Annotated in this window: 16 protein-coding genes and 1 riboswitch; of the genes, 14 read left to right on the forward strand and 2 right to left on the reverse strand. The window is 71.9% G+C overall.

Translation table 11 applies throughout. From position 1 onward, the window contains the following. The first annotated feature begins 92 nt into the window (after window positions 1–92). A complete protein-coding gene (gene mfd / locus AB0L95_RS05905; protein ID WP_365157502.1) occupies window positions 93–3635 on the forward strand; it encodes a transcription-repair coupling factor in 3543 nt (1180 codons plus the stop codon). A 192-nt stretch (window positions 3636–3827) separates the two neighbouring features. Further along, window positions 3828–4592: an HNH endonuclease family protein gene (locus AB0L95_RS05910; RefSeq protein ID WP_365157505.1), complete on the forward strand. Its 765-nt coding sequence runs from the start codon at window positions 3828–3830 to the stop codon at window positions 4590–4592. Window positions 4593–4679: 87 nt separating this feature from the next. On the opposite strand, the gene AB0L95_RS05915 is transcribed toward AB0L95_RS05910, so the two are convergent. Further along, complete coding sequence (locus AB0L95_RS05915) at window positions 4680–5429, reverse strand: hypothetical protein (protein ID WP_365157507.1); 750 nt, start codon at window positions 5427–5429, stop codon at window positions 4680–4682. A gap of 724 nt (window positions 5430–6153) precedes the next feature. On the opposite strand from AB0L95_RS05915, the gene AB0L95_RS05920 reads away from it, so the two are divergent. The 3 genes from AB0L95_RS05920 to AB0L95_RS05930 all read left to right on the forward strand — a co-directional run bounded on the left by AB0L95_RS05920 (window position 6154) and on the right by AB0L95_RS05930 (window position 10515). After that, the gene (locus tag AB0L95_RS05920; RefSeq protein ID WP_365157510.1) at window positions 6154–8193 is read left to right on the forward strand and encodes an N-6 DNA methylase; all 2040 of its coding nucleotides are present in this window, start codon (window positions 6154–6156) and stop codon (window positions 8191–8193) included. 235 nt (window positions 8194–8428) lie between these two features. Further along, entirely contained in the window at window positions 8429–8995 is a 567-nt protein-coding gene (locus AB0L95_RS05925) for a hypothetical protein (RefSeq protein ID WP_365157513.1), read from the forward strand. A 38-nt stretch (window positions 8996–9033) separates the two neighbouring features. Then, window positions 9034–10515: a protein kinase gene (locus AB0L95_RS05930; RefSeq protein ID WP_365157783.1), complete on the forward strand. Its 1482-nt coding sequence runs from the start codon at window positions 9034–9036 to the stop codon at window positions 10513–10515. A gap of 92 nt (window positions 10516–10607) precedes the next feature. Here AB0L95_RS05930 and AB0L95_RS05935 read toward each other — a convergent pair whose 3' ends face one another. Continuing rightward, a complete protein-coding gene (locus AB0L95_RS05935; protein ID WP_365157516.1) occupies window positions 10608–11051 on the reverse strand; it encodes a hypothetical protein in 444 nt (147 codons plus the stop codon). Between the two features lie 270 nt (window positions 11052–11321). Here AB0L95_RS05935 and AB0L95_RS05940 point away from each other — a divergent pair, with 270 nt between their 5' ends. From AB0L95_RS05940 to eno, 9 genes are all read left to right on the forward strand, one after another. Then, window positions 11322–12278: a hypothetical protein gene (locus AB0L95_RS05940; protein ID WP_365157518.1), complete on the forward strand. Its 957-nt coding sequence runs from the start codon at window positions 11322–11324 to the stop codon at window positions 12276–12278. A gap of 38 nt (window positions 12279–12316) precedes the next feature. Further along, a complete protein-coding gene (locus tag AB0L95_RS05945) occupies window positions 12317–14047 on the forward strand; it encodes an insulinase family protein (RefSeq protein ID WP_365157521.1) in 1731 nt (576 codons plus the stop codon). Between the two features lie 290 nt (window positions 14048–14337). Continuing rightward, window positions 14338–15165 (forward strand): glycoside hydrolase domain-containing protein, encoded by an 828-nt coding sequence (locus AB0L95_RS05950; RefSeq protein ID WP_365157524.1) that lies wholly within the window; start codon window positions 14338–14340, stop codon window positions 15163–15165. Window positions 15166–15378: 213 nt separating this feature from the next. Further along, complete coding sequence (locus AB0L95_RS05955; RefSeq protein WP_365157527.1) at window positions 15379–16032, forward strand: SurA N-terminal domain-containing protein; 654 nt, start codon at window positions 15379–15381, stop codon at window positions 16030–16032. A 91-nt stretch (window positions 16033–16123) separates the two neighbouring features. Beyond that, the gene (locus AB0L95_RS05960) at window positions 16124–17206 is read left to right on the forward strand and encodes a nucleoside triphosphate pyrophosphohydrolase (RefSeq protein WP_365157530.1); all 1083 of its coding nucleotides are present in this window, start codon (window positions 16124–16126) and stop codon (window positions 17204–17206) included. A 141-nt stretch (window positions 17207–17347) separates the two neighbouring features. Further along, on the forward strand, window positions 17348–18667 hold the full coding sequence (locus AB0L95_RS05965; RefSeq protein ID WP_365157533.1) for a cytochrome P450: 1320 nt from the start codon (window positions 17348–17350) through the stop codon (window positions 18665–18667). Window positions 18668–18845: 178 nt separating this feature from the next. After that, window positions 18846–19946 carry a transglycosylase family protein gene (locus AB0L95_RS05970; protein WP_365157536.1) on the forward strand — a complete coding sequence of 367 codons (1101 nt, stop codon included), beginning with the start codon at window positions 18846–18848 and terminating at the stop codon, window positions 19944–19946. A 210-nt stretch (window positions 19947–20156) separates the two neighbouring features. Further along, window positions 20157–20324: riboswitch (cyclic di-AMP (ydaO/yuaA leader) on the forward strand. A gap of 4 nt (window positions 20325–20328) precedes the next feature. Continuing rightward, window positions 20329–21033, forward strand: coding sequence for a transglycosylase family protein (locus tag AB0L95_RS05975; RefSeq protein WP_365157539.1), 705 nt, complete (start codon window positions 20329–20331; stop codon window positions 21031–21033). A gap of 299 nt (window positions 21034–21332) precedes the next feature. Then, window positions 21333–22619 carry a phosphopyruvate hydratase gene (gene eno, locus AB0L95_RS05980; protein ID WP_365157786.1) on the forward strand — a complete coding sequence of 429 codons (1287 nt, stop codon included), beginning with the start codon at window positions 21333–21335 and terminating at the stop codon, window positions 22617–22619. Window positions 22620–22636: the final 17 nt, after the last annotated feature.

Here is a 22636-nt window from a genome sequence, read left to right on the forward strand (position 1 = left end):
GCGAATCCGGCGTCGTACGCTGGACACCCCCGGCCCCCGAAAACCTCGTGGCCGGGCGTTCGTGTTGCCCACCCGGGACGGGATACCCCCTCATGAGCCTGCACGGTCTGCTCGACGCCGTCGTCAAGGACGCCGCACTCGCGGAAGCGGTCAAGACCGCGACCGACGGCAACCGGATGCATGTCGACCTGGTCGGCCCCCCGGCCGCGCGCCCCTTCGCCGTGGCCGCGCTGGCCCGGGACGCGGGCAGGCCCGTCCTCGCCGTGACCGCGACGGGACGCGAGGCCGAGGACCTCGCCGCCGGGCTGCGCTCCCTGCTGCCGTCGGACGCCGTCGTGGAGTACCCCGCCTGGGAGACGCTCCCGCACGAGCGGCTCAGCCCGCGCAGCGACACCGTGGGCCGCCGCCTCGCCGTCCTTCGACGCCTCGCCCACCCCAGTCAGGACGACCCGGAGACCGGCCCGGTCTCCGTCGTCGTCGCCCCCATCCGCTCCGTGCTCCAGCCGCAGGTCAAGGGCCTGGGTGACCTGGAGCCGGTCGCCCTGCGCAGCGGACAGCAGGCCGATCTGAACGAGGTGGTGGACGCCCTCGCGGCGGCCGCGTACTCCCGGGTGGAGCTGGTCGAGAAGCGCGGCGAGTTCGCCGTGCGTGGCGGCATCCTGGATGTCTTCCCGCCCACCGAGGAACACCCGCTGCGCATCGAGTTCTGGGGCGACGACGTCGAGGAGATCCGCTACTTCAAGATCGCCGACCAGCGCTCCCTGGAGGTCGCCGAGCACGGCCTGTGGGCGCCGCCGTGCCGTGAGCTGCTGCTCACCGAAGAGGTGCGGGGGCGGGCCGCCGCGCTCGCCGAACAGCACCCCGAGCTGGGCGAGCTGCTCGGCAAGATCGCCGAGGGCATCGCCGTGGAGGGCATGGAGTCCCTCGCGCCCGTGCTCGTCGACGACATGGAGCTGCTGCTCGACGTCCTGCCCCAGGGCTCGATGGCCGTCGTCTGCGACCCGGAGCGGGTGCGGACGCGGGCCGCCGACCTGGTGGCGACCAGCCAGGAGTTCCTGCAGGCGTCCTGGGCGGCCACGGCGGGCGGCGGCGACGCCCCGATCGACGTCGGCGCGGCATCCCTGTGGTCCATCGCGGACGTCCGTGAGCGCGCCCGTGAGCTGGGCATGATGTGGTGGTCGGTGTCGCCGTTCGCGGCGGGCGACGACGACCTGGACTCCCTTGACGGGGACACCCTCAAGCTCGGTATGCACGCCCCGGAGACCTACCGCGGCGACACCGCGAAGGCGCTCGCCGACACCAAGGGCTGGCTCGCCGACGGCTGGCGGGCGGTGTTCGTGACGGAGGGCCACGGTCCGGCGACCCGCACGGTCGAGGTGCTGGGCAACGAGGGCATCGCGGCACGCCTGGACGCCGACCTCGGGGTGCCGTCCCCGTCGGTGGTGCACGTGGCGTGCGGCTCGATCGAGTACGGCTTCGTGGACCCGGCCCTCAAGCTCGCCGTCCTCACCGAGACCGACCTCTCCGGTCAGAAGACCGTCGGCCGCGACGGCGCCCGGATGCCGGCCCGCCGCCGTAAGACGATCGACCCGCTGACCCTGGAGCCCGGCGACTACATCGTCCATGAGCAGCACGGCGTGGGCCGCTACATCGAGATGGTGCAGCGCACGGTCCAGGGCGCGACCCGCGAGTACCTGGTGGTGGAGTACGCCCCGGCCAAGCGCGGCCAGCCCGGCGACCGGCTCTACATCCCCACCGACCAGCTGGAGCAGATCACCAAGTACGTCGGCGGCGAGGCCCCCACCCTGCACCGCCTGGGCGGCGCGGACTGGACGAAGACGAAGGCGCGCGCGAAGAAGGCGGTCAAGGAGATCGCCGCGGACCTGATCAAGCTGTACAGCGCGCGGATGGCGGCGCCCGGCCATGCCTTCGGCTCGGACACACCGTGGCAGCGGGAGCTGGAGGACGCGTTCCCGTACGCGGAGACCCCGGACCAGCTGACCACGATCGCCGAGGTCAAGGAGGACATGGAGAAGTCGATCCCGATGGACCGCCTGGTCTGCGGCGACGTGGGCTACGGCAAGACGGAGATCGCGGTGCGGGCCGCCTTCAAGGCGGTGCAGGACGGCAAGCAGGTCGCGGTCCTCGTGCCCACCACGCTGCTGGTGCAGCAGCACTTCGGCACGTTCTCCGAGCGCTACTCCCAGTTCCCGGTGAACGTGAAGGCGCTGTCCCGCTTCCAGACCGACACGGAGGCGAAGGCAGTCCTGGAGGGCCTGCGCGAGGGCGCGGTGGACCTCGTGATCGGCACGCACCGGCTGTTCTCGTCGGAGACGAAGTTCAAGGATCTCGGCCTCGTCATCGTCGACGAGGAGCAGCGCTTCGGTGTCGAGCACAAGGAGCAACTGAAGAAGCTGCGCGCGAACGTCGACGTGCTGACCATGTCCGCGACCCCCATTCCCCGGACCCTGGAGATGGCGGTGACGGGCATCCGCGAGATGTCCACGATCACGACGCCGCCGGAGGAGCGCCACCCGGTGCTCACCTTCGTCGGGCCGTACGAGGAGAAGCAGATCGGCGCCGCCATCCGTCGCGAACTGCTGCGGGAGGGCCAGGTCTTCTACATCCACAACCGGGTGGAGTCGATCGACCGGGCCGCGGCGCGGCTGCGGGAGATCGTCCCGGAGGCACGTATCGCCACGGCCCACGGCCAGATGTCGGAACAGACGCTGGAGCAGGTGGTCGTGGACTTCTGGGAGAAGAAGTACGACGTCCTGGTCTCCACCACGATCGTCGAGTCGGGCATCGACATCTCCAACGCCAACACGCTGATCGTGGAGCGCGGCGACAACTTCGGCCTCTCCCAGCTGCACCAGCTCCGCGGCCGTGTCGGCCGGGGCCGTGAGCGCGGCTACGCCTACTTCCTGTACCCGCCGGAGAAGCCGCTGACGGAGACGGCCCACGAGCGCCTGGCGACCATCGCCCAGCACACGGAGATGGGTGCGGGCATGTATGTGGCGATGAAGGACCTGGAGATCCGCGGCGCGGGCAATCTGCTCGGCGGCGAGCAGTCGGGTCATATCGCGGGCGTCGGGTTCGACTTGTACGTACGGATGGTCGGCGAGGCGGTCGCGGACTACCGCGCATCCCTGGAGGGCGGCGTGGAGGAGGAACCGCCGCTCGAGGTCAAGATCGAGCTGCCGGTCGACGCGCACGTCCCGCACGACTACGCGCCCGGCGAGCGACTGCGCCTCCAGGCCTACCGCGCGATCGCCTCCGTGAACTCGGAGGAGGACATCAAGCACGTACGCGAGGAACTCGTCGACCGCTACGGCAAACTCCCCGAGCCCGTCGAGAACCTGCTGCTGGTGGCCGGCCTGCGCATGCTCGCCCGCGCGTGCGGGGTCGGCGAGATCGTTCTGCAGGGCTCCAACATCCGCTTCGCCCCGGTGGAGCTGAGGGAGTCCCAGGAGCTGCGGCTCAAGCGCCTGTACCCGGGGACCGTCATCAAGCCGGCACTGCACCAGGTCCTGGTGCCCCGCCCCAAGACCGCGAAGGTGGGCGGAAAGCCGCTGGTCGGCCGGGAACTGCTGGGCTGGGTCGGGGAGTTCCTGACGTCGATCCTGGGGTCGTAGGCGCAAGCGCGCGCTCCGGCCACGGTCCGGGAGGCGGTGCGCTCGGCTCACCACCGGCCGCACGCCCGGCGTGCATCCGTCGCCATGGGGCAGTCGTAGGAGCATGACCTGCGGACGGCTACCGTGAGGGCGGGCACGCCGCGCCCGTGCGGGGCGGTCCGGACGAGTGGTTTGGGCAGGGGAGGGCTTCGCGTGCAGCAGTTGAGGGGTGGGGTCGTCGTCGCGGCCCTGGTCGTGGTCACCGTGACCGGCTGCCAGGGGATCGATGTGCCCGAGGCCGGTTCGGCCTCCGGGTCCTCCGCGGCCGGGGCCGGTGACGGTCATGCCGTGAGCCCGCTGGACAACGCGGACGGCACCAAGCCCGGACTGGCACCCATCACCTCGGATGCCGACCGGGCGAAGGCGCGGGCGCTGATCGGGAAGGTGGCCACCAAGGGACGCGGCCCCAAGACGGGCTACGCCCGGGACGAGTTCGGGTACGCGTGGATGGACTCGGCCCCCGGTGGCATCCCGTACGCGCACAACGGGTGCGACACCCGGAACGACCTCCTCAAGCGTGACGGGCAGAGCGTCCGGTTCCGGTCCGGTTCGAACTGTGTCGTGGTCTCCATGACACTGCACGACCCGTACACCACGAAGACGATCGAGTGGGCCAAGTCCCGTGCCACCACGGTCCAGATCGACCATGTCATGCCGCTGTCGTACGACTGGCAGATGGGCGCTTCCCGCTGGCCGAAGGGCAAGCGGGAGGACATCGCCAACGACCCGCTCAATCTGCTTCCGGTGGACGGACCGACCAACGGGGCCAAGAGCGACTCCGGTCCGGCGACCTGGCTTCCCCCGAACAAGCAGATCCGCTGCTCCTACTCGGTGCGCGTCGCCCAGGTGTCACTGAAGTACGAGCTTCCCGTGACGGCGGCCGACAAGCGGATGATGCTGGAGCAGTGCGGCGGTTGACCCGCCGGGCCGACGGCCCCCGGGGCGCACCGTCCCCGTGTGCCACCGCACGGGTGGCACACGGGGAGAGGGACCGACCCCTGCGGGTCAGCCGCCCAGCTTGTCCAGGTCGAGGACCTTGCCCTTGGGCGCGTCGGCCGGCACCGGCTTCTCGAAGTCGGTGAAGGTGATCGTGCCCGGGTCCTTCGCGGAGGTGCTCGTGACCTTCAGGAGGTACGGCTTGCCCTGGGTGGCGACGTAGAGCGTGTAACGGTCCTTGCCGTCCTTCTCGTGCAGAACGACCGCCGGGGTGCCGTCGACCGTGGTCGTCGCGCCCCGCGTCGCGTCGGAGTTCACGTTCTCGGCGTCGGCCAGCACCGAGTCCAGGTCGCAGAAGCCCGCGATGTCCTTGGCGTCCTTGCCCTTCGCCGACATCTTGGTCCACTTGCCGGCCATCATGGCCACGACCGCGTCGGTGTCCGACTTGGAGTCGTCCTTGCCCTGCGCACGCAGGAACGCCTCGTCGTACTTCATGTAGACGGTGTCACCGGTCTTGATCAGGTCGGCCTTGCCCTGCCCGCCCATGGCCATCGTGCCCGCGCACTCGCCCTTCTTGTTCAGGGCCATGTCGATCCGGATGGTGCCGCTGCTCTCGTCGTCGCGGACATCGCCCGTCATACGCAGCGACGTGGCACCGGTGGTGGCCTTCATGGCGCGGTCGGCGATGTCGCCGCCGGTGAGCCCGGCGAACGGGCCCTTGGGCTTGTCGTCCGCAGAGTTCTGGCCGGGCAGGCAGCCGGTGAGTCCCGCGGTGGCCGCGGCGGCCAGGCAGAGAGCGGCAAGTGCGGTGCGACGCATGAGAGTTCCTTGAGGTGAAGTGGCGTGCGTGGTGACGGCGTGAGCTGAAGGGGTGTGCGTGCGGCGTGCGCGGCGACGGCGTGCGTGCGCGGTGACGGCGTGCGGTGAGTGGTGCGCGCGCGGAGACGGCGCGCGAGAGCTGAGCGGGGGAGCGGGGTGGGGGAGGGTGCGGTGTGACGGGTCGGCCCGGTCAGCGGGCCGTTGTCACCCGGGGCGTCCCCGGCGCGCCGCCGTTCCCGGCCGTGCGGCCTGACGTACCCCCACCCGCGCGGCCGGACGTACCCCCGTCCGCCCGGCCTGACGCGGGTCCGGGGTGCTGACCGGCGGACATGGACGGGGGCGCGTCGTTGTCGCTCCGGGGCGCCCCCGTTCCGGCCGTCCTGTCCGCGTGGGCCGAGACCGTGCCGATGACGACGAGGCCGACGACGGCCCCGAAGGTGATTCTTCCCTTCATGGACACGGCTGTTCCCTCCCCTGTTCGGGGCGTTCGCCGCTGTGGCGCGTCGCCCGTTCACGAGGCCAATAAGACCAGAGGCTGTGAACCGAGTCAACACGTAATCCTGTATGGACCCTGTACACGGACGTGAAGGGGTGGATCTTGCGCATCTCGGTATGCTCGGCGCCACAGGGACGTAGTGCCGGGGCCGAGAGCCGAAGGCCGAGGGCGCCGTGACCGAGCGCCGGACGGCGACGGTGCCGCACAGGGCAGAGGGGAGCCGGGCGGGTGCAGGACAACGGGACAGAGGTGACCGCCGCCGGAATCGCCCGGCTCGCGGGGGTCGGCCGCGCCGCCGTCAGCAACTGGCGCCGACGCCACGCCGACTTCCCCAAACCGGTGGGAGGCACCGAGACCAGCCCCTCCTTCGCGCTCGCCGAGATCGAGAACTGGCTGCGCCGACAGGGCAAGCTCGCCGAGGTGCCTCTGCGGGAGCGGGTGTGGCAGCAGGTCGCCGGCCACCCGGAGGGACCCGTCACGGCGCTCGTCCACGCCGGCTGTGTCCTCGTGCTCGTCCATGACCGGCCGACGGTCTGGCAGGAGGCGAGCGCCGGCTCCGACGCCCGCCTGGCCGCCCTGCTGCCCACCGCTCTCGAGCAGGTACTGACCCCCCGCTTCGGCACCCCCCGGGGGCCCGCCACGCCCTTCCCGACACCGGCGGAACTCCTCCCGTCGGCCCCGCTGCTGCGCGGCGCCGCGGATCTCGCCGCGGAACTGGGCGCCCAGCAGGCGTATGAGTTCCTGCTCGGCCGGCATCTCGACGCCAACCCCCGCCAGTACACGCTCACCCCTGCCGACCTGGCCGCACTGATGGCCGAGCTCGCCGGACCCGCCCGCAGCGTCCTCGACCCGGCCTGCGGGACCGGCGCCCTGCTGCGTGCCGTCGCCGCCGTGCCCGGCCGGGAGCCCGACGGACAGGAACTCCACGGCCAGGACAGCGATCCGGGACTGGCCGCGCTCACCGGTCTGCGCCTGACGCTGCAGACCAGGGCCGTCGTGTGCACGGCCGCGGGTGACAGCCTCCGGGCCGACGCGTTCGACACCCTCAGGGCGGACGCCGTGCTGTGCCATCCGCCGTTCAACGAGCGCAACTGGGGCCACGACGAACTCGCCTACGACCCCCGCTGGGAGTACGGCTTCCCGGCGCGCACGGAGTCCGAACTCGCCTGGGTGCAGCATGCGCTGGCCCGGCTGCGGGAGGGCGGCACCGCCGTGCTGCTGATGCCGCCCGCCGCCGCCTCCCGGCGCTCGGGCCGCCGTATCCGCGCCGACCTGCTGCGCCGCGGCGCCCTGCGCGCCGTGATCGCCCTGCCGGTCGGCGTGGCGCCCCCGTACAACATCCCGCTGCACCTGTGGGTGCTGCGCCGGCCCGAGAAGGCGCCCGCGCAGCCGGAGTTGCTGCTCACGGACGTCGGCGCGCTCGACCCCGAGGGGCGCGGCGGTCCGGACTGGCCGGCCGTGCGGGACGCCGTCCTCGGCGCCTGGCGCCCGTTCGCCCGGACCGGAACCGCGCCTGAGGTGCCGGGCGTGAGCCGGTCCGTGCCGGTCATCGAACTCCTCGACGACGACGTGGACCTGGCCCCCGCCCGTCACCTCCCGCCGCCCTCGGCCGGCGGCGGGGCCCAGGAGCTCACGGCCCTGCGCGCCCGTCTCGACGAGACCCTCCGGCTCACCGTCGACCTCAACCCGTCCGCGCACGACACCGCGGATCAGACCCGCTGGCCGCTCACGACCGTCGGCGAACTCGCCCGGGGCGGCGCCCTGGTGATGCGCACCGGTGGAAACGGCCCCCACACGCGCGTGCTCACCGACCACGACGTCCTCGCCGGCACCGCACCCTCCGGGATCCTGCCCGGGACGGGGGAGGAACCGGTCCTCGTCGCGGAGGGCGACGTGGTCGTGCCCGTGCTCGGCGGCGGTGCCGTCGCGCGCGTGATCGACGGGGCGACCGCGGGAGCCGCACTCGGGCGCAATCTGACGCTGCTGCGCCCGGACCCGGCGGCGCTCGACTCCTGGTTCCTCGCCGGCTTCCTGCGCGGCACCGCCAACAACCGGCAGGCCAGCAGCTACGCCTCCACCGCGACCCGGCTCGATGTGCGCCGGCTCCAACTGCCCCGGCTCCCCCTGGACCAGCAGCGCCGCTACGGCGGGCGGTTCCGGGCGCTCGCCGGGTTCGAGGAGGCCCTGCGCCTGGCCGGCCGCCTCGGCGAACAACTCGTCCGCGGCCTGTACGACGGACTGACGGACGGCACGGTCGCGCCGGACTGACGGCACCGTCCGCCCGAACCGAACCCACCGTCCGCCCGAACGGACAGCACCGGACGCCCGGACCGACCGCAGCGGACTCCCGGCCTGCGCGCCGGTGCCGTTGTGCGGCCCCCGCCCGCACCTCGGACGCGGTACGACTACGGTTCCGTACAACCCGGACCGTCCGTCGCAGCCGGGCTATACGCTCGGACGTCGACACTCGTACGTCCGTCCTCATCCGGTCCCAGGAGCAGTCATGTACGGCCACGGCGCGCCGCCGCCCACCCGCACTTCGGGCACGGTCATCACCCTGCGGGTGCTGCTCGCCATCGCCGGCTTCCTCAGCTGCGGACTGCTCGCGTGCATCCCGCTGTTCCGGGTCGCCGTGCTGCGCGGCAGAGGCGCGGACTGGCTCCTGGCCTGGATCAGCCTGCCCGTGTCCATCGGCTGCCTCGCGGTCGTCGGCTCCGTCCCGGAGAGTGACCACAAGGGAGACTGGGCGCTGGCGACCGTGCTCATCCTCGGCGCCTTCAGCGGGGCGTACTTCCTGGTGTTCGACATACGCCACCACCGCGCCCTGCCGCCCTCCGGGGCGACGCCCCCGCCCGCTGCCCCCTACGCACCGCACCAGCCGGGGTACGGCTACCCGGCCCCGGCGCCCTACCCCGCCGCCCCGCCGGCCCAGACCCCCTCGGTCCAGACCCCGCCGCCCCCGTACCCGCCCCCGCAGCCGCAGCGTCCCGCGCCCGCCCGTATAGACCAGGTCCGGGCCGAACTCGACGAACTGAGCGACTATCTGCGCAGGCACGAGGACGGCAGGTGAGCGCGACGGCCGGACGCATCGTCGCGCAGCGCTACGAGTTGTCCACACTCATCGGCCAGGGCGGCATGGGCCAGGTCTGGACGGCGTACGACCAGCGCCTGGACCGGCGCGTGGCCGTCAAGCTGCTGCGGCCGGACAAGGTCGCGGGCCAGGAGGCCGACGAACTGCGCCGCCGGTTCATGCGGGAGTGCCGGGTCACCGCGCAGGTCGACCACCCCGGTCTCGTCACCGTCCATGACGCGGGCAGCGAGGGCGAGGAGCTGTACCTCGTGATGCAGTACGTCGACGGGGCCGACCTCGCCGACCACCTCGCCGAGCACGACCCGTACCCCTGGCCGTGGGTGGTGGCCGTCGCGGCGCAACTGTGCGCCGTGCTGTCCGCCGTGCACGCGGTGCCGATCGTCCACCGCGATCTGAAGCCCCGCAACGTCATGGTCAAGCAGGACGGCACGGTCACCGTGCTCGACCTCGGTGTGGCGTCGGTGATGGACACGGACACGACCCGCCTCACCCACACCGGCTCCCCGATCGGCTCGCCCGCCTATATGGCGCCCGAGCAGGCGATGGGCGGCGCGGTCGGCCCGTACACCGATCTCTACGCGCTCGGCGTGCTCATGCACGAACTGCTCAGCGGCGATGTGCCGTTCGCGGGCTCGACCGCGCTCGGCGTACTGCACCGCCATCTGTACGAGCCCCCGCTGCCGGTGCGCCGGCTGCGACCCGAAGTGCCCGAGGCACTGGAGTCGCTCGTTCTGCGGCTGCTCGCCAAGGACCCCCAGCACCGCCCGGCCTCGGCGCAGGAGACGTACGAGCACTTGCTCCCGCTGCTGCCCGCACGCGGTATGCCCTCGGGAGCCCCCCTCGACCCCACACGCCCCTTCCTGCGCCCGCACGCCCCCTGGCCGGACCGGGCACGCACTCCGGCGTCCCAGCCGCAGGCCGCGCCGACGGTCGTGAAACCGGATGTCGTGGGCGCCGTCGACGAGGTCAAGCGCCTTCTCGGGGAGGGCCGTATCACCCAGGCCGTGGACATCCTCGGCGCGATCCTCCCGGCGGCGGCCGCCCAGCACGGGGAGCACTCACCGGTCGTCCGCAGCCTGCGCAAGCAGTACGCGGCCACCCTCATGGACGACGGCCAGTACCGGCGCGCACTGCCCGAACTGCGCCGCCTCGCCGACGAACGCGCGACCGAGTCCGGCCAGGCCGACCCCCAGTCCCTGCGCTTCCGTTACGAGATCGCGCAGTGCCTGGAGCAACTGGGCGAACCGGCGTCGGCGCTCGCCGAGTACCGGGCGCTGCTGCCGTACTACGAGAACCAGTACGTCGCGGGGGACCCGGAACTCGCCCATGACGTCCGCCGTCGTATCGGCCATCTGCTGCTCGCTCTCGGCGACCGCGCCGCCGCCCATGACACCCTCGTACGGCTGCTGCACGACGTCGAGCGCCTGCGCGGACCGGGGCATCCGCTGGCCGGGGACATCCGGCGGACCCTGCAGTGGCTGGGACAGGTCCGCGGCTGAGAGCTGTTCGGAGCGCTGAGGCGGTCTGGCGTCCTTCGATGTCGCTCAGCGTTCAGCGTCTCTCGACGTCGTTCAGCTTCCCTCGACGTCGTTCAGCGCGTGACGGGCAGCGCCGACACGAACCGCGGTCCGTCGCCGCGGTGCTGGACCGGGAACGTGACCTTGAGGCCCTTCTCCTGGCCGTCCACCGACAGGCGGGTCACGTACTGCAGGCCCAGGAACGCCTTCTTCGAGCCGCCCGCGGAGACGTACGGGCGAGGCAGGTTGAGCATGAGCTTGCCGGGCTTGCCGCCGCGGTTGCCGTCGAAGAAGAGCACACGCTGGTCGGTCAGGACTATGTACATCGGGCGGGGCGTGACCGTGGCCATCACGGTGCCCGCGCTGAGCACGCCGACCACGGCCGCGGTGACCGCCTGCCTGCGCACGGAGACCGACCCGACGCCCGCGAGGGTCGTCATCTGCACCTGCTCGCCCTGCAGGAGCAAGGGGGCGACGGCCTCCTGCAGTTGCCTGGTGCGGCGGGCGTTGAGGGCCATGAGGACTCCTGGTGCGAGAAAGGACGTGGGGCCGCGCGGGCTGCCCGCACGCACACAGGGGCGTTCGGCAGGGCATCGACGAGCAGGGCCGGCGAGAGCGGCGCGCGGATCACGGCGGTGATCGAGACGGGCGGACGCTACGGAGGGGTGGTTAACGTGAGGTGAAGGAGTGGTGTGGGAACGGTCAAGGGGGAGTTGTCTTTCTCCCTGCCGGGGGCCCGGTTTCCCCCGTCGGCGCGGGTGTCATGGCTCTCGCCTAGGATCCGCCGCATGCCGCACGCTTCCGCCTCCGCCCTGCCGCCTCCCGACTTCGCGACCGCCTCCGCCTTCCCCGAGGTCACCTGGCTGAAGCAGGCAGCCGCCGCGTGGGACTGGGCATCGATCCGGAACTACGTCGACGGGCTGCCGCGGGAGACGAACCGCAGCTTCGCCGTCGGTGTGCTGTCCGAAGTGGCCGGAGTCGAGGAGTGGATGCGCGAGATCCTCGCCGCGACACCCGACGACGTGCTCGCCCTCACCGTCCTTGGCGGCCGCGAGGTGCGCATCGGCTGGGAGATCCGGACCGCGGCGCCCGCCACGCAGGTCAGCCGGGAGCAGTTCGCCGGGCTGCACGCGCATCTGCGCCAGGCCGAGCAACTGCTGATCCGGGCCACCGCCCTCGACCCGTCGTTCGACGCGGCCTGGGCCGAGCGCCTCACCACGGCCATGGGTCTGCAACTCGGGCAGAACGAGGCGCGACGCCGCTACGACCGACTGGCCGCGCACCACCCGCACCACTTCACGGCACAGGGCCGGCTGCTCCAGAAGCTCTGCCCCAAGTGGGGCGGGAACTGGGAGGCGGCCCACACCTTCGCCCGGGAATGCCTGCTGGCCGCGCCTGAAGGCGCCGTGAACGGCGGGCTGGTGGCCGAGGTGCACATGGAACACTGGCTCGCCCTGCGGGGCGCCGAGCGCGAGGGGTATCTGCGCCAGGACCCGGTGCGGGCCGAACTCGTCGAGGCCGCCGAGCGGTCCGCGCTCCATCCCGGATTCCGGCGCGCCTACGGCTGGGTCACCGCCCAGGGCTATTTCGCCGCGGTGTTCTCCCTCATGGGGGACCTGCCACGGGCCGCCGCCTGCTTCCGCGTGCTCGGCAACCTCGCCTCCGAGTACCCGTGGGCCGATCTGGGCGGCGACGCCGCCGCGGCCTACGTCAAACACCGCGACGCCGCCCTCGCCCGAGGCTGACCCTCCATGCCGACGAACACGCCGAACAGAGGCCGAAGATGAACCCCCAGGCCGCCATCCACCCCACCGAGGTCGACGGCATACCCACCCTTTTCGCGTACGCCGCCGGACCCGTGCGCGCCGGACTCGTCTTCCGTGTCGGGGTCGCCGACGAGACGCTCGCCCGGGCCGGGGTCACCCACCTCGTCGAGCACCTCGCCCTGCACCGGCAGGGCCTGGCCGACTACCACTTCAACGGCGCGACCAAGGCCGCCTTCACCCACTTCCATGTGGAGGGCGCCGAGCACGAGGTCGTGGCCTACCTCCAGGGTGTCTGCGCCTCCCTGACCGATCTGCCCATGGAGCGGCTGGAGACCGAGAAGGAGATCCTGCGCACCGAGGAGTCCCGGCGCGATGTCGGGCCGCTCCCGCTGTGGCGCTACGGGGCCCAGGGGCACGGCCTGGTCAGCTATCCGGAGTGGGGCGTCAGGAACCTTCGCCCGGAGGACGTACGGGACTGGGCGCGGACCTGGTTCACCCAGGGCAACGCCGTGCTCTGGGTGGCCGGCGAGCGGCTGCCGGCCGGACTCAGCCTCAGGCTGCCCGCCGGTGGACGCCACCCCCTGCCCGCCGTCACCTCCGCGCTGCCCGCCGCCCCCGCCTACTTCTCCGAGGGCAAGGGCGGTGTCCTGCTGGACGCCGTCGTCAGGGACACCACCGCCGCCTGGGTGTACGCGGGCGTCCTGGAGCGCGAACTCTCCCGCGCGCTGCGCCAGGAGGGCGGCTACTCCTACACGACCGCCACCGACTACGCCTCCCGCCGCGACGGATTCGCCCTGGTGACCGCCTTCGCGGACGCCCTGCCCGCCAAGCAGGACGCGGTGCTCGGCGGCTTCGTCGACGTCCTCGCCGGGCTCCAGGTGGGCCGGATCGGCCAGGCCGACCTGGAGGCGGTGCGTACCCGGGCCGACGGGGGCCTCACCGCGCCCGACGCGGCCGTACGCCGGCTGCCCGGGGCGGCGGAGGATCTGCTCGCCGGTCGTCCGGTGCGCAGCGCCGACGAACTCAGGTCGGAGCTGTGGGCGGTGACGCCGGGCCATCTGCACGCGGTGGCCCTGGAGGCCGCCGGGACGGCCCTGCTCCAGGTGCCCGGGGGGCACCGCGCGGACTGGGCCGGGTACACGGAGGCCCCCACCAGCTCGACGTACGCGGTGACCGGGCGCCGGTTCGCCTCGGTGCGCGGTGACGGGACGGCGCTGGTGGTGGGGGACGAGGGCATCAGCGTGACGGCCCGGGCGAAGGACGGGACGGAGGAAGCGGTGACCGTGCTCTACCGCGCCTGTGCCGCGATGCTGAGCTGGCCCGACGGCGGCCGCCGGCTCGTCGGCACCGACGCCCTGGTCATCGAGGTGGAGCCGGGGCTGTACGGCGTGGACGCACACACGATGGCGACCGTCGACGCCGCCGTACCGCCGAACGCGGTGGTGTCGCTGCCGCCCCGGCAGGAGCGGCCGGCGCCGCGGACGGCCCCGGCGCCCGGGACGGACACCGGGACGTCCGGGCGGCCCGCTCCGACCCGGCGCACCGGGCGGCAGACGGCCGCGGTGGTCGCCTTCGGCCTCCTCGGCGGCCTCTTCGCCTTCTTCGCCCTGCTGCTGACGGTGTTCGGCGCCGGCGACCCGGAGACGACCACCGGCGAGTGGCTGTCCATCTCGGGCTTCCTGTGGGGCGTCGCCGCGTTGCTGGCCTGGCCCGCCGTACGGATCCTGCGGCGCACCCGGCGGGCGTGAGCGGCAGCCGTCGGAGGTGAGGCACGCGCGGCAGGCGTCACGGAGTCCCGGGCGGCACACAGGTCACGCACAGATGTGTGAATCGTCAAAGATTCGTCAAGCCGGACGTTGTGAACCGAGTTCACGCTCACGTGGGGGCCTGAAGGGGGTGTAGGTTTCAGCCATCCCCGGACGCCTGTGCGGACGCCGTCGAGGGCGCTGTCGCCCCGGACGCGCGCCGCCGCCCGGGGCTCAGGGATTCTTCCGGCGGACGCCGCGCGCGTGCCGCCTGTCGTGAAGTGGGGTGGGGGATGGCCGGCCATCGGCAGTCCAAGAAGTTCCGATACATCTCATGGGCGGTGGCGGGGGCCGCCGTCGTCGCGGGCGCCGGCATCGCGGCGCAGAGCTCCATGGCCGCGACGACCTGGCCCGCGCAGAAGACGTTCACCGGACACGCCTTCGACACCTGTACCGCGCCGTCGCTGTCCGCGATGAAGGCCTGGCACGACGGTTTCTACGGGGCCGCCGCCGTGTACGTGGGCGGCAAGAACCGCGGCTGTGCCCAGCCGAACCTGACCGCGTCCTGGGTGAAGTCGGTCAGCTCCGTCGGCTGGAAGCTCATCCCGCTCTACGTCGGCGCCCAGCCGCCCTGCCAGACCAGCTCCAACCCCGAGAAGCTCACCGCCGCCAACGCCACCTCCCTCGGGACGAGCGACGCCTCGGACGCGGTGGCCAAGGCGTCGGCGCTCGGCATCAAGGCCGGCAGCCCGATCTACCTCGACATGGAGCCGTACGACACCACCAACACGTCGTGCAACAACGCCGTGCTGGCCTATGTGCGCGCCTTCGACAAGCAGGTGCACGCCAAGACCTACCGTGCCGGCTTCTACGGCTTCACCAGCTCCAGCGCCAAGGCCATCGCCACTGCGAAGGACAAGACCGACCTGCCGGGCAACCTCTGGTACGCCCTGTGGGACAAGAGCTACACCACCACCACGGACTGGCCGTGGGGCTCCACCCAGTACACCAACCACAGCCGTGGCCACCAGTACATGGTCAACAGCAAGGAGACCCGCGGGGGTTACACGCTCACCGTCGACCGTGACGCCTGGGACGCGCCCGTCGCCATCACCGGCTGAACCGGCTGAACTCGCCTGAACCGGCCGCAGGGGCCGGACCGAGGGCCCGGGCGGCGGCCGGGCAACCGGCGAAGTGAGGGGCGCGCCGTGACGACGGTGCCCGAAGTCCCGGTGAATCGTTGGTCGTACGGGTTGGCCAGAGCTGGGCCACTGCCTACCATCGATCACCGCAAGACCTTGTGCACCGTCGCACAATCTCCTCGGGAGGCCACCTTGCACCGCCGTCGCACCGCGATCGCCGTCAGCGCCGCCCTCGTCGCGGCTCCCGTCCTCACCGCGTGCGGTGAAACCGAGCACCCGGGTGCCGCGGCCGTCGTCGGAGGCGAGCGGATCACGGTCGCCCAGCTGGAGGGCCGGGTGAAGGAGGTGCGCACGGCCCAGCGCGCCGCCACCCCGGACGACACCCAGTACCAGCAGACGATCGCCCGGACCAGCAGCCTCGCCCGTGACACGCTCCACAGCCTGGTCCTCGACCGGGTCCTGGACCGCGCGGCCAAGGACGCGGGCGTCTCGGTCAGCCGCCGGGACGTCGAGCAGCTGCGGACGAGCCTCGAACAGCAGGCGGGCAGCGCGCGGGCGCTGCAGTCGATCTGGCTGGAGCAGTACGGGGTGCCGCCCCGGCGCATTGACGACAACCTGCGCACCGAAGCCGAGGCGCAGAAGCTGTCCGCCGCGCTCGGCGCCGACATGAACACGACGGACGGCAAGGCCACGTTCTGGAAGGCGATGGCTCAGGCGTCCAAGGAACTGAACATCGACCTCAATCCGCGCTACGGCACCTGGGACGTGCAGAAGAGCAGCCGGGTGGATGCGAAGACGCCCTGGGTCAAGGAGGCCACGGCGGCCGCGGCGCCGGAGCCGGCGTAGCGGGGACGACCGGTGCCGGAGCCCGGCAGGGCCGCGCGCCGGTCTGTGGAAAACTTCCGGAGCCGTCGGTGCCGTGGGTTACGTTCGAAGGGTGAACGCAACCAGCTTCGAAGGCGCCCCCGACCAGGGCCGGGACGCGGAGGCATCCGCCGCCCCCGGCCGGGTCGTCCTGCTCACCACCAGCCACCGGGTCGCCCCCGGGCTGCTGTCCTGGCCCGCGTGGCAGGCGCTGCGCGACGCCGACCGGGTGCTGTGCGCGGACGGCGCGCACCCGCAGCTGCCGTATCTGCGCGAGGCGGGCATAGCCGTCGAACAGGACGCCCCGAGCGCCCAGGGCCTGGTCGACGCCTGTGCCGGCGGCCGCACGGTGGTCGTCGTCGTGACCGGCGAGGGCGAGCCGCACCTCACCGACGGCCTCGCCCGGCTGGCGGGCTCGGGGCGGGTGCGGATGCCGGAGCTGGAGCTGCTCCCCGCCTCCTACGACCTTCCGGGCTCCCGTCTGCTCGACCTGGTGCAGGTCATGGACCGCATCCGTGCCGAGTGCCCCTGGTCCTCGCGGCAGACCCACAAGGGCCTCGCCAAGTACGGCATCGAGGAGGCGTACGAGCTGGTCGAGGCGATCGAGGCGGGCGACCGGGAGGAACTGCGCGAGGAACTGGGCGACGTCCTGCTCCAGGTCGTCTTCCACGCCCGGATAGCCGAGGAGGACCCCGAGGCCCCCTTCTCCATCGACGACGTGGCGGGCGGCATCGTCGCCAAGCTGATCCACCGCCATCCGCATGTCTTCGGCGACGAGACCGCGACGACGCCGGAGGAGGTCAAGGAGCACTGGCTGCGCACCAAGGCGATCGAGAAGCAGCGCACATCGGTGACGGAGGGCGTGCCCCTGGGCCAGCCGGGCCTGGCCCTGGCGGCGAAGCTGTCCTCCCGGGTGCGCTCGGCGGGCCTCGACGTGCCGCTCCCGCAAGGCGAGGGCCTCGGGTACGAACTGCTGGCGCTCGCCGCGCACGCGGAGGCGGAGGGGGTGGACCCGGAGGCGGCCCTGCGTGCCGCCGCCCGCGCCTACCGCGACGCCGTGCGGGCCGCCGAGGGACTCGGGCCCGGCACCGAGGAGACGGGGCCGGAGGCCGGGGAGCCCGGGCCGGAGGGCGAGGGGCTCGGGTCGGAGGTCTAGGAACTGCCGCAGGGAACCCCGCCGTAGGCCGGGGAGCCGGGGTCGAGGCCGGCGGTTCGTCGGCCGAAGGCCCCGGGGGCCCCGGGGGCCGAGGGCGGACCTGGCAGGGCGGGACGGGGCGGCCGTGGATACGGTCGGGGAGTGACCGACCAGCACCAGCCCGCCCGCCCCGCTTCCACCCCTGGCCCCGAACTCTTCACCTGGGAGTTCGCCGCCGACCCCTACCCCGCCTACGCCTGGCTCCGCGAGCACGCCCCCGTGCACCGGACGCGGCTGCCGAGCGGTGTGGAGGCCTGGCTGGTCACCCGCTACGCCGACGCCAAGCAGGCCCTGGCCGACCAACGGCTCAGCAAGAACCCGGCACACCACGACGAGCCCGCGCACGCCAAGGGGAAGACCGGCATCCCCGGCGAGCGCAAGGCCGAGCTCATGACGCACCTGCTCAACATCGACCCGCCGGACCACACCCGGCTGCGCCGACTGGTCTCCAAGGCGTTCACGCCCCGCCGCGTCGCCGAGTTCGCGCCCCGGGTGCAGGAGCTGGCCGATCAGCTCATCGACCGGTTCGCGGACCGCGGATCCGCCGACCTCATCCACGAGTTCGCCTTCCCGCTCCCCATCTACGCGATCTGCGACATGCTCGGCGTCCCCCGCGAGGACCAGGACGACTTCCGGGACTGGGCGGGCATGATGATCCGCCACGGCAAAGGCCCCCGGGGCGGGGTCGCGCGGTCCGTGAAGAAGATGCGCGGCTACCTCGCCGACCTCATCCACCGCAAGCGCGAGGCACTGTCCGAGACACCCGGCCCCGGCGAGGACCTCATCTCCGGGCTGATCCGCGCCTCCGACCACGGCGAGCACCTCACCGAGAACGAGGCCGCCGCCATGGCCTTCATCCTGCTCTTCGCCGGGTTCGAGACCACCGTCAACCTCATCGGCAACGGGACGTACGCCCTGCTCACCCACCCCGGGCAGCGGTCCCGCCTCCAGACCTCGCTCAGCCGTGGCGAGAGGGACCTCCTGGAGACCGGCGTCGAGGAACTCCTGCGCTACGACGGCCCGGTCGAGCTGGCGACCTGGCGGTTCGCGACCCGGCCGCTCTCCATCGGCGGGCAGGACATCGCCGCGGGTGATCCCGTCCTCGTGGTGCTCGCCGCCGCGGACCGGGATCCTGAGCGGTTCGCCGATCCCGATGTCCTCGACCTCTCCCGCCGTGACAATCAGCACCTCGGCTACGGGCACGGCATCCACTACTGCCTCGGTGCGCCCCTCGCCCGGCTGGAGGGACAGACCGCGCTCGCCACGCTCCTCACCCGACTCCCGGACCTGCGACTCGCGGCGGATTCTGCCGATTTGCGCTGGCGTGGAGGACTCATTATGCGCGGATTGCGCACGCTTCCGGTGGAGTTCACACCGATTCCGAAGGAAGATCACCGCTGTACCGCCGACGCTGCGGACTGAGGTGGCGGACACGCCGACGGTCACGAAAAGGTGACATTTTCTCAACTCCGTAATCTTCACGTGATCTGTGCTGCATTAACTTGTGACAAGTGATCGACTGCGGATACCTTCACGCAGCAACGCGGCGGTACGCCACAGCCGCCGCGTTGGCCCCTGCAGTCGTGTGAAAGGCAACCGCATGCTCTCCGGGAACGGCCGACACCGTCGCCCCCGCCAGGCTCCGGCACTCCTCGTCGCCGCAGGGGTCACCGGCTCAGCGATCGCGATCCCGCTCCTGGCCGCCACCGGTGCGAGCGCGGCCAGCGGTACGACCTGGGACCGCGTCGCGGAGTGCGAGAGCGGTGGTTCCTGGAGCGCCGACCACGGCAACGGCCACTACGGCGGACTCCAGTTGACGCAGGAGGACTGGGACAAGTACGGCGGCCTCGACTACGCCCCCAGTCCCGACCAGGCGAGCCGCTCCCAGCAGATAGCCGTCGCCGAGAAGGTCCTGGACCACCGGGGCGTCTCCGCCTGGGGTACCTGTGGCGTGGTCTCCGGCCTGGGCAAGGACTCGGCCGCCGCGGACGTCGACACGGGGGTGGGCGACCACTCCTCCGGCGGCGGCGCCGTCTTCTTCTCGGACACCGGGGTGGGCTTCGGGCCGTCCGACGCGTCTGACGGATCCCAGTCGTCCACGTCCCACCACTCGTCGGGGGCGTCGGACTCGGCCAAGCCGTCGGACTCGTCGGACTCGCCGTCGACATCGCCTTCGTCGTCTTCTTCTTCCTCCGAGTCGCCGTCGTCCTCCTCGTCTCCGTCTTCCTCCGACTCCCCGTCGTCCTCGCCTTCCTCCTCCTCGCCGTCCTCGACGGCGACGGACGACTCGACCGGGGGCGACGAGAGCGAGAGCGGATCGGACGGCCTTCTCGGCACGCTCTCGGGCACGACGAAGAGCGACGAGTCGGACAAGGTCGGGCAGAGCGGGGCGTCTTCGTCCTCCGGTGCCGGCCGCCACCGCGGCGACAACGCCGACGAGGGCGACGCGGACGGCCGCACCGGCGAGTCGGCCGGCCGTCATGCCTCGCGCGGCTCCGCCGCCGGGCGCGAGACCGTCGACGACTCGTACCTCGTCCGCCTCGGAGACACTCTGTCGGGCATCGCCGACTTCCTTGACCTCAAGGGTGGTTGGCACGCGCTGTACGACGCGAACAAGAAGGAGATCGGCGCCGACCCCAACCGCATCGTGCCCGGTCTGAGTCTTGTGGTGACGTCCGGGCTGTCCGGCGACGGGTCCTGAACCGCCGTCCGAACTGCCGCCTCGACGAGGCCACTTCACGCCCCGCTTCGCGCTGAATGTCCGGTTTGGCGAGAGTGAGACATGAGTCTCATAAGCCTTGATCGTCTTTGAAATTCGGTGCGTCGCCTGCTTACGGTCGTGACCGCTCGCCATAGCGGGCCCCGACGGTCGCAACGCCGAATCCTGCCAGCGGCCGTACGGGAACAGTCGACGCTTCGAGCGCCGTAGGCAGGAGCGGGGGACCCAAGGTAGGTGCCGTGCCCGGGAGTTGACCGGGTGCGGCTAGGGGTGGAGCCGTGCGCCGGGGAGGCGCGCGGCCGGGCAACTCAACCGGCCCGAACCCGACAGCTCACCTCGCAGGCGTCGGTGAGGGGATCGAACCATGCTGTGTTCAGGCAAGGGCAAGCACCGCCGTCCGTCCAAGGCCGTCCGCGCCATCGCGCTCGCCGGTGTCACCGGCGCCGCTGTCGCCGGCCCGCTGATGGCGGCCGGCAGCGCCTCCGCCGCCACCGCCTCCCAGTGGGACGCCGTCGCGCAGTGCGAGTCCGGCGGCAACTGGTCCATCAACACGGGCAACGGCTTCTACGGCGGCCTGCAGTTCACCAACTCGACCTGGGCCGCCTACGGGGGCACCGCCTACGCCCCGCGCGCCGACCAGGCCTCCAAGGGTCAGCAGATAGCCGTCGCCGAGAAGGTCCTCTCGGGCCAGGGCAAGGGTGCCTGGCCGGTCTGCGGCACCGGTCTGACCAGCGCCCCCTACAACGGTGCCGCGGCCTCCACGGGCACCTCCACCGGTTCCACCGGCTCCGGCGACTCCGTGAAGAGCACCACCACCCGCTCGACCGAGCAGCAGGCGGCGGGCCGTTCCGCGCAGCGCCCGGCCCCCCGGACGACCGTCACCACCCCGACCGGCAAGAAGGTCAAGAAGGGCGACGGCGAGTACAAGGTGGTCCAGGGCGACACCCTCAGCGCGATCGCCCAGAAGCACCACGTCCAGGGCGGCTGGGAGAAGCTGTTCCAGCTGAACAAGGACATCGTCGAGAACGCCGACCTCATCTACCCGGGCCAGCAGCTGCACCTGAAGTGACAGCTCTTCGGCGTCCGGCCCGCGGCTTCCCCCCGGCCGCACCCCCCACGGTCGGCGCCGCCTGAGGACCCGCCCCGTCCCCACGGGCCCCCCGCTCCGGTGCGTGCACCCCCGAACGCACCGGAGCGGGGCTTTTTGCCTCGGCGTCCCTCCTTCGTCACCCGCTCTTTGTTCCGCGATGGAACAATGTGTACCGTCACCCTGTCCGCGGGACGGTCGGTCGGCTGGCCGATGCCCCGGGACGGTTAGGCTCTAGTCGCAAGGTGCCCCGCACCCCCAGCGTCACATCCATGAAGGAGATGCTCGTGCCGTCCATCGACGTCGTCGTAGCCCGGGAAATCCTGGACTCCCGAGGCAACCCCACGGTCGAGGTCGAGGTCGGCCTCGACGACGGCAGCACGGGTCGTGCCGCCGTTCCGTCCGGCGCCTCCACCGGCGCCTTCGAGGCCATCGAGCTCCGCGACGGCGACCCCAACCGCTACCAGGGCAAGGGTGTCGAGAAGGCCGTCCTCGCGGTCATCGAGCAGATCGGCCCGGAGCTCGTCGGCTACGACGCCACCGAGCAGCGCCTGATCGATCAGGCGATGTTCGACCTGGACGCCACCGACAACAAGGGCTCCCTCGGCGCCAACGCCATCCTCGGCGTCTCCCTCGCCGTGGCCCACGCCGCCTCCGAGGCCAGCGACCTCCCGCTCTTCCGCTACCTGGGCGGCCCGAACGCGCACCTGCTGCCGGTGCCGATGATGAACATCCTCAACGGCGGCTCGCACGCCGACTCCAACGTGGACATCCAGGAGTTCATGATCGCCCCGATCGGCGCGGAGTCCTTCTCCGAGGCCCTGCGCTGGGGTACCGAGGTCTACCACACCCTCAAGAAGGTGCTGAAGCGCAAGGGCCTGTCCACCGGCCTCGGCGACGAGGGCGGCTTCGCCCCGAACCTCGGCTCCAACCGTGAGGCCCTCGACCTGATCCTCGAGGCCATCAAGGAAGCCGGCTACGCCCCCGGTGAGCAGATCGCCCTCGCCCTCGACGTCGCCGCCTCCGAGTTCTACAAGGAGGGCAAGTACCTCTTCGAGGGCAAGGAGCGCTCCGCCGCCGAGATGACGGAGTACTACGAGGAGCTCGTCGCGGCCTACCCGCTCGTCTCCATCGAGGACCCGCTGTTCGAGGACGACTGGGCCGGCTGGAAGGTCATCACCGACCGTCTCGGCGACAAGGTCCAGCTCGTCGGTGACGACCTGTTCGTCACCAACCCCGAGCGCCTCGCCCGCGGCATCGAGGAGGGCACCGCCAACGCCCTGCTGGTCAAGGTCAACCAGATCGGTTCGCTGACCGAGACCCTCGACGCCGTCGAGCTGGCCCAGCGCAGCGGCTTCAAGTGCATGATGTCCCACCGCTCCGGTGAGACCGAGGACGTCACCATCGCCGACCTGGCCGTCGCCACCAACTGCGGCCAGATCAAGACCGGTGCCCCGGCCCGCTCGGAGCGCGTCGCCAAGTACAACCAGCTGCTGCGCATCGAGGAGATCCTCGACGACGCCGCGGTGTACGCCGGCCGGAGCGCGTTCCCGCGCTTCAAGGGCTGAGCACGCAGGGCAACGCC

The sequence above is a fragment of the Streptomyces sp. NPDC052036 genome (assembly GCF_040680495.1).
Lineage (GTDB): Bacteria > Actinomycetota > Actinomycetes > Streptomycetales > Streptomycetaceae > Streptomyces.

Coding starts and splice junctions, on each gene's coding strand:
- AB0L95_RS05940 (WP_365157518.1), top strand. CDS start 11,322: ATGCCGCACGCTTCCGCCTCCGCCCTGCCGCCTCCCGACTTCGCGACC.
- AB0L95_RS05950 (WP_365157524.1), top strand. CDS start 14,338: ATGGCCGGCCATCGGCAGTCCAAGAAGTTCCGATACATCTCATGGGCG.
- AB0L95_RS05925 (WP_365157513.1), top strand. CDS start 8,429: ATGTACGGCCACGGCGCGCCGCCGCCCACCCGCACTTCGGGCACGGTC.
- AB0L95_RS05975 (WP_365157539.1), top strand. CDS start 20,329: ATGCTGTGTTCAGGCAAGGGCAAGCACCGCCGTCCGTCCAAGGCCGTC.
- AB0L95_RS05945 (WP_365157521.1), top strand. CDS start 12,317: ATGAACCCCCAGGCCGCCATCCACCCCACCGAGGTCGACGGCATACCC.
- AB0L95_RS05915 (WP_365157507.1), bottom strand. CDS start 5,429: ATGCGTCGCACCGCACTTGCCGCTCTCTGCCTGGCCGCCGCGGCCACC.
- AB0L95_RS05935 (WP_365157516.1), bottom strand. CDS start 11,051: ATGGCCCTCAACGCCCGCCGCACCAGGCAACTGCAGGAGGCCGTCGCC.
- eno (WP_365157786.1), top strand. CDS start 21,333: ATGCTCGTGCCGTCCATCGACGTCGTCGTAGCCCGGGAAATCCTGGAC.
- mfd (WP_365157502.1), top strand. CDS start 93: ATGAGCCTGCACGGTCTGCTCGACGCCGTCGTCAAGGACGCCGCACTC.
- AB0L95_RS05970 (WP_365157536.1), top strand. CDS start 18,846: ATGCTCTCCGGGAACGGCCGACACCGTCGCCCCCGCCAGGCTCCGGCA.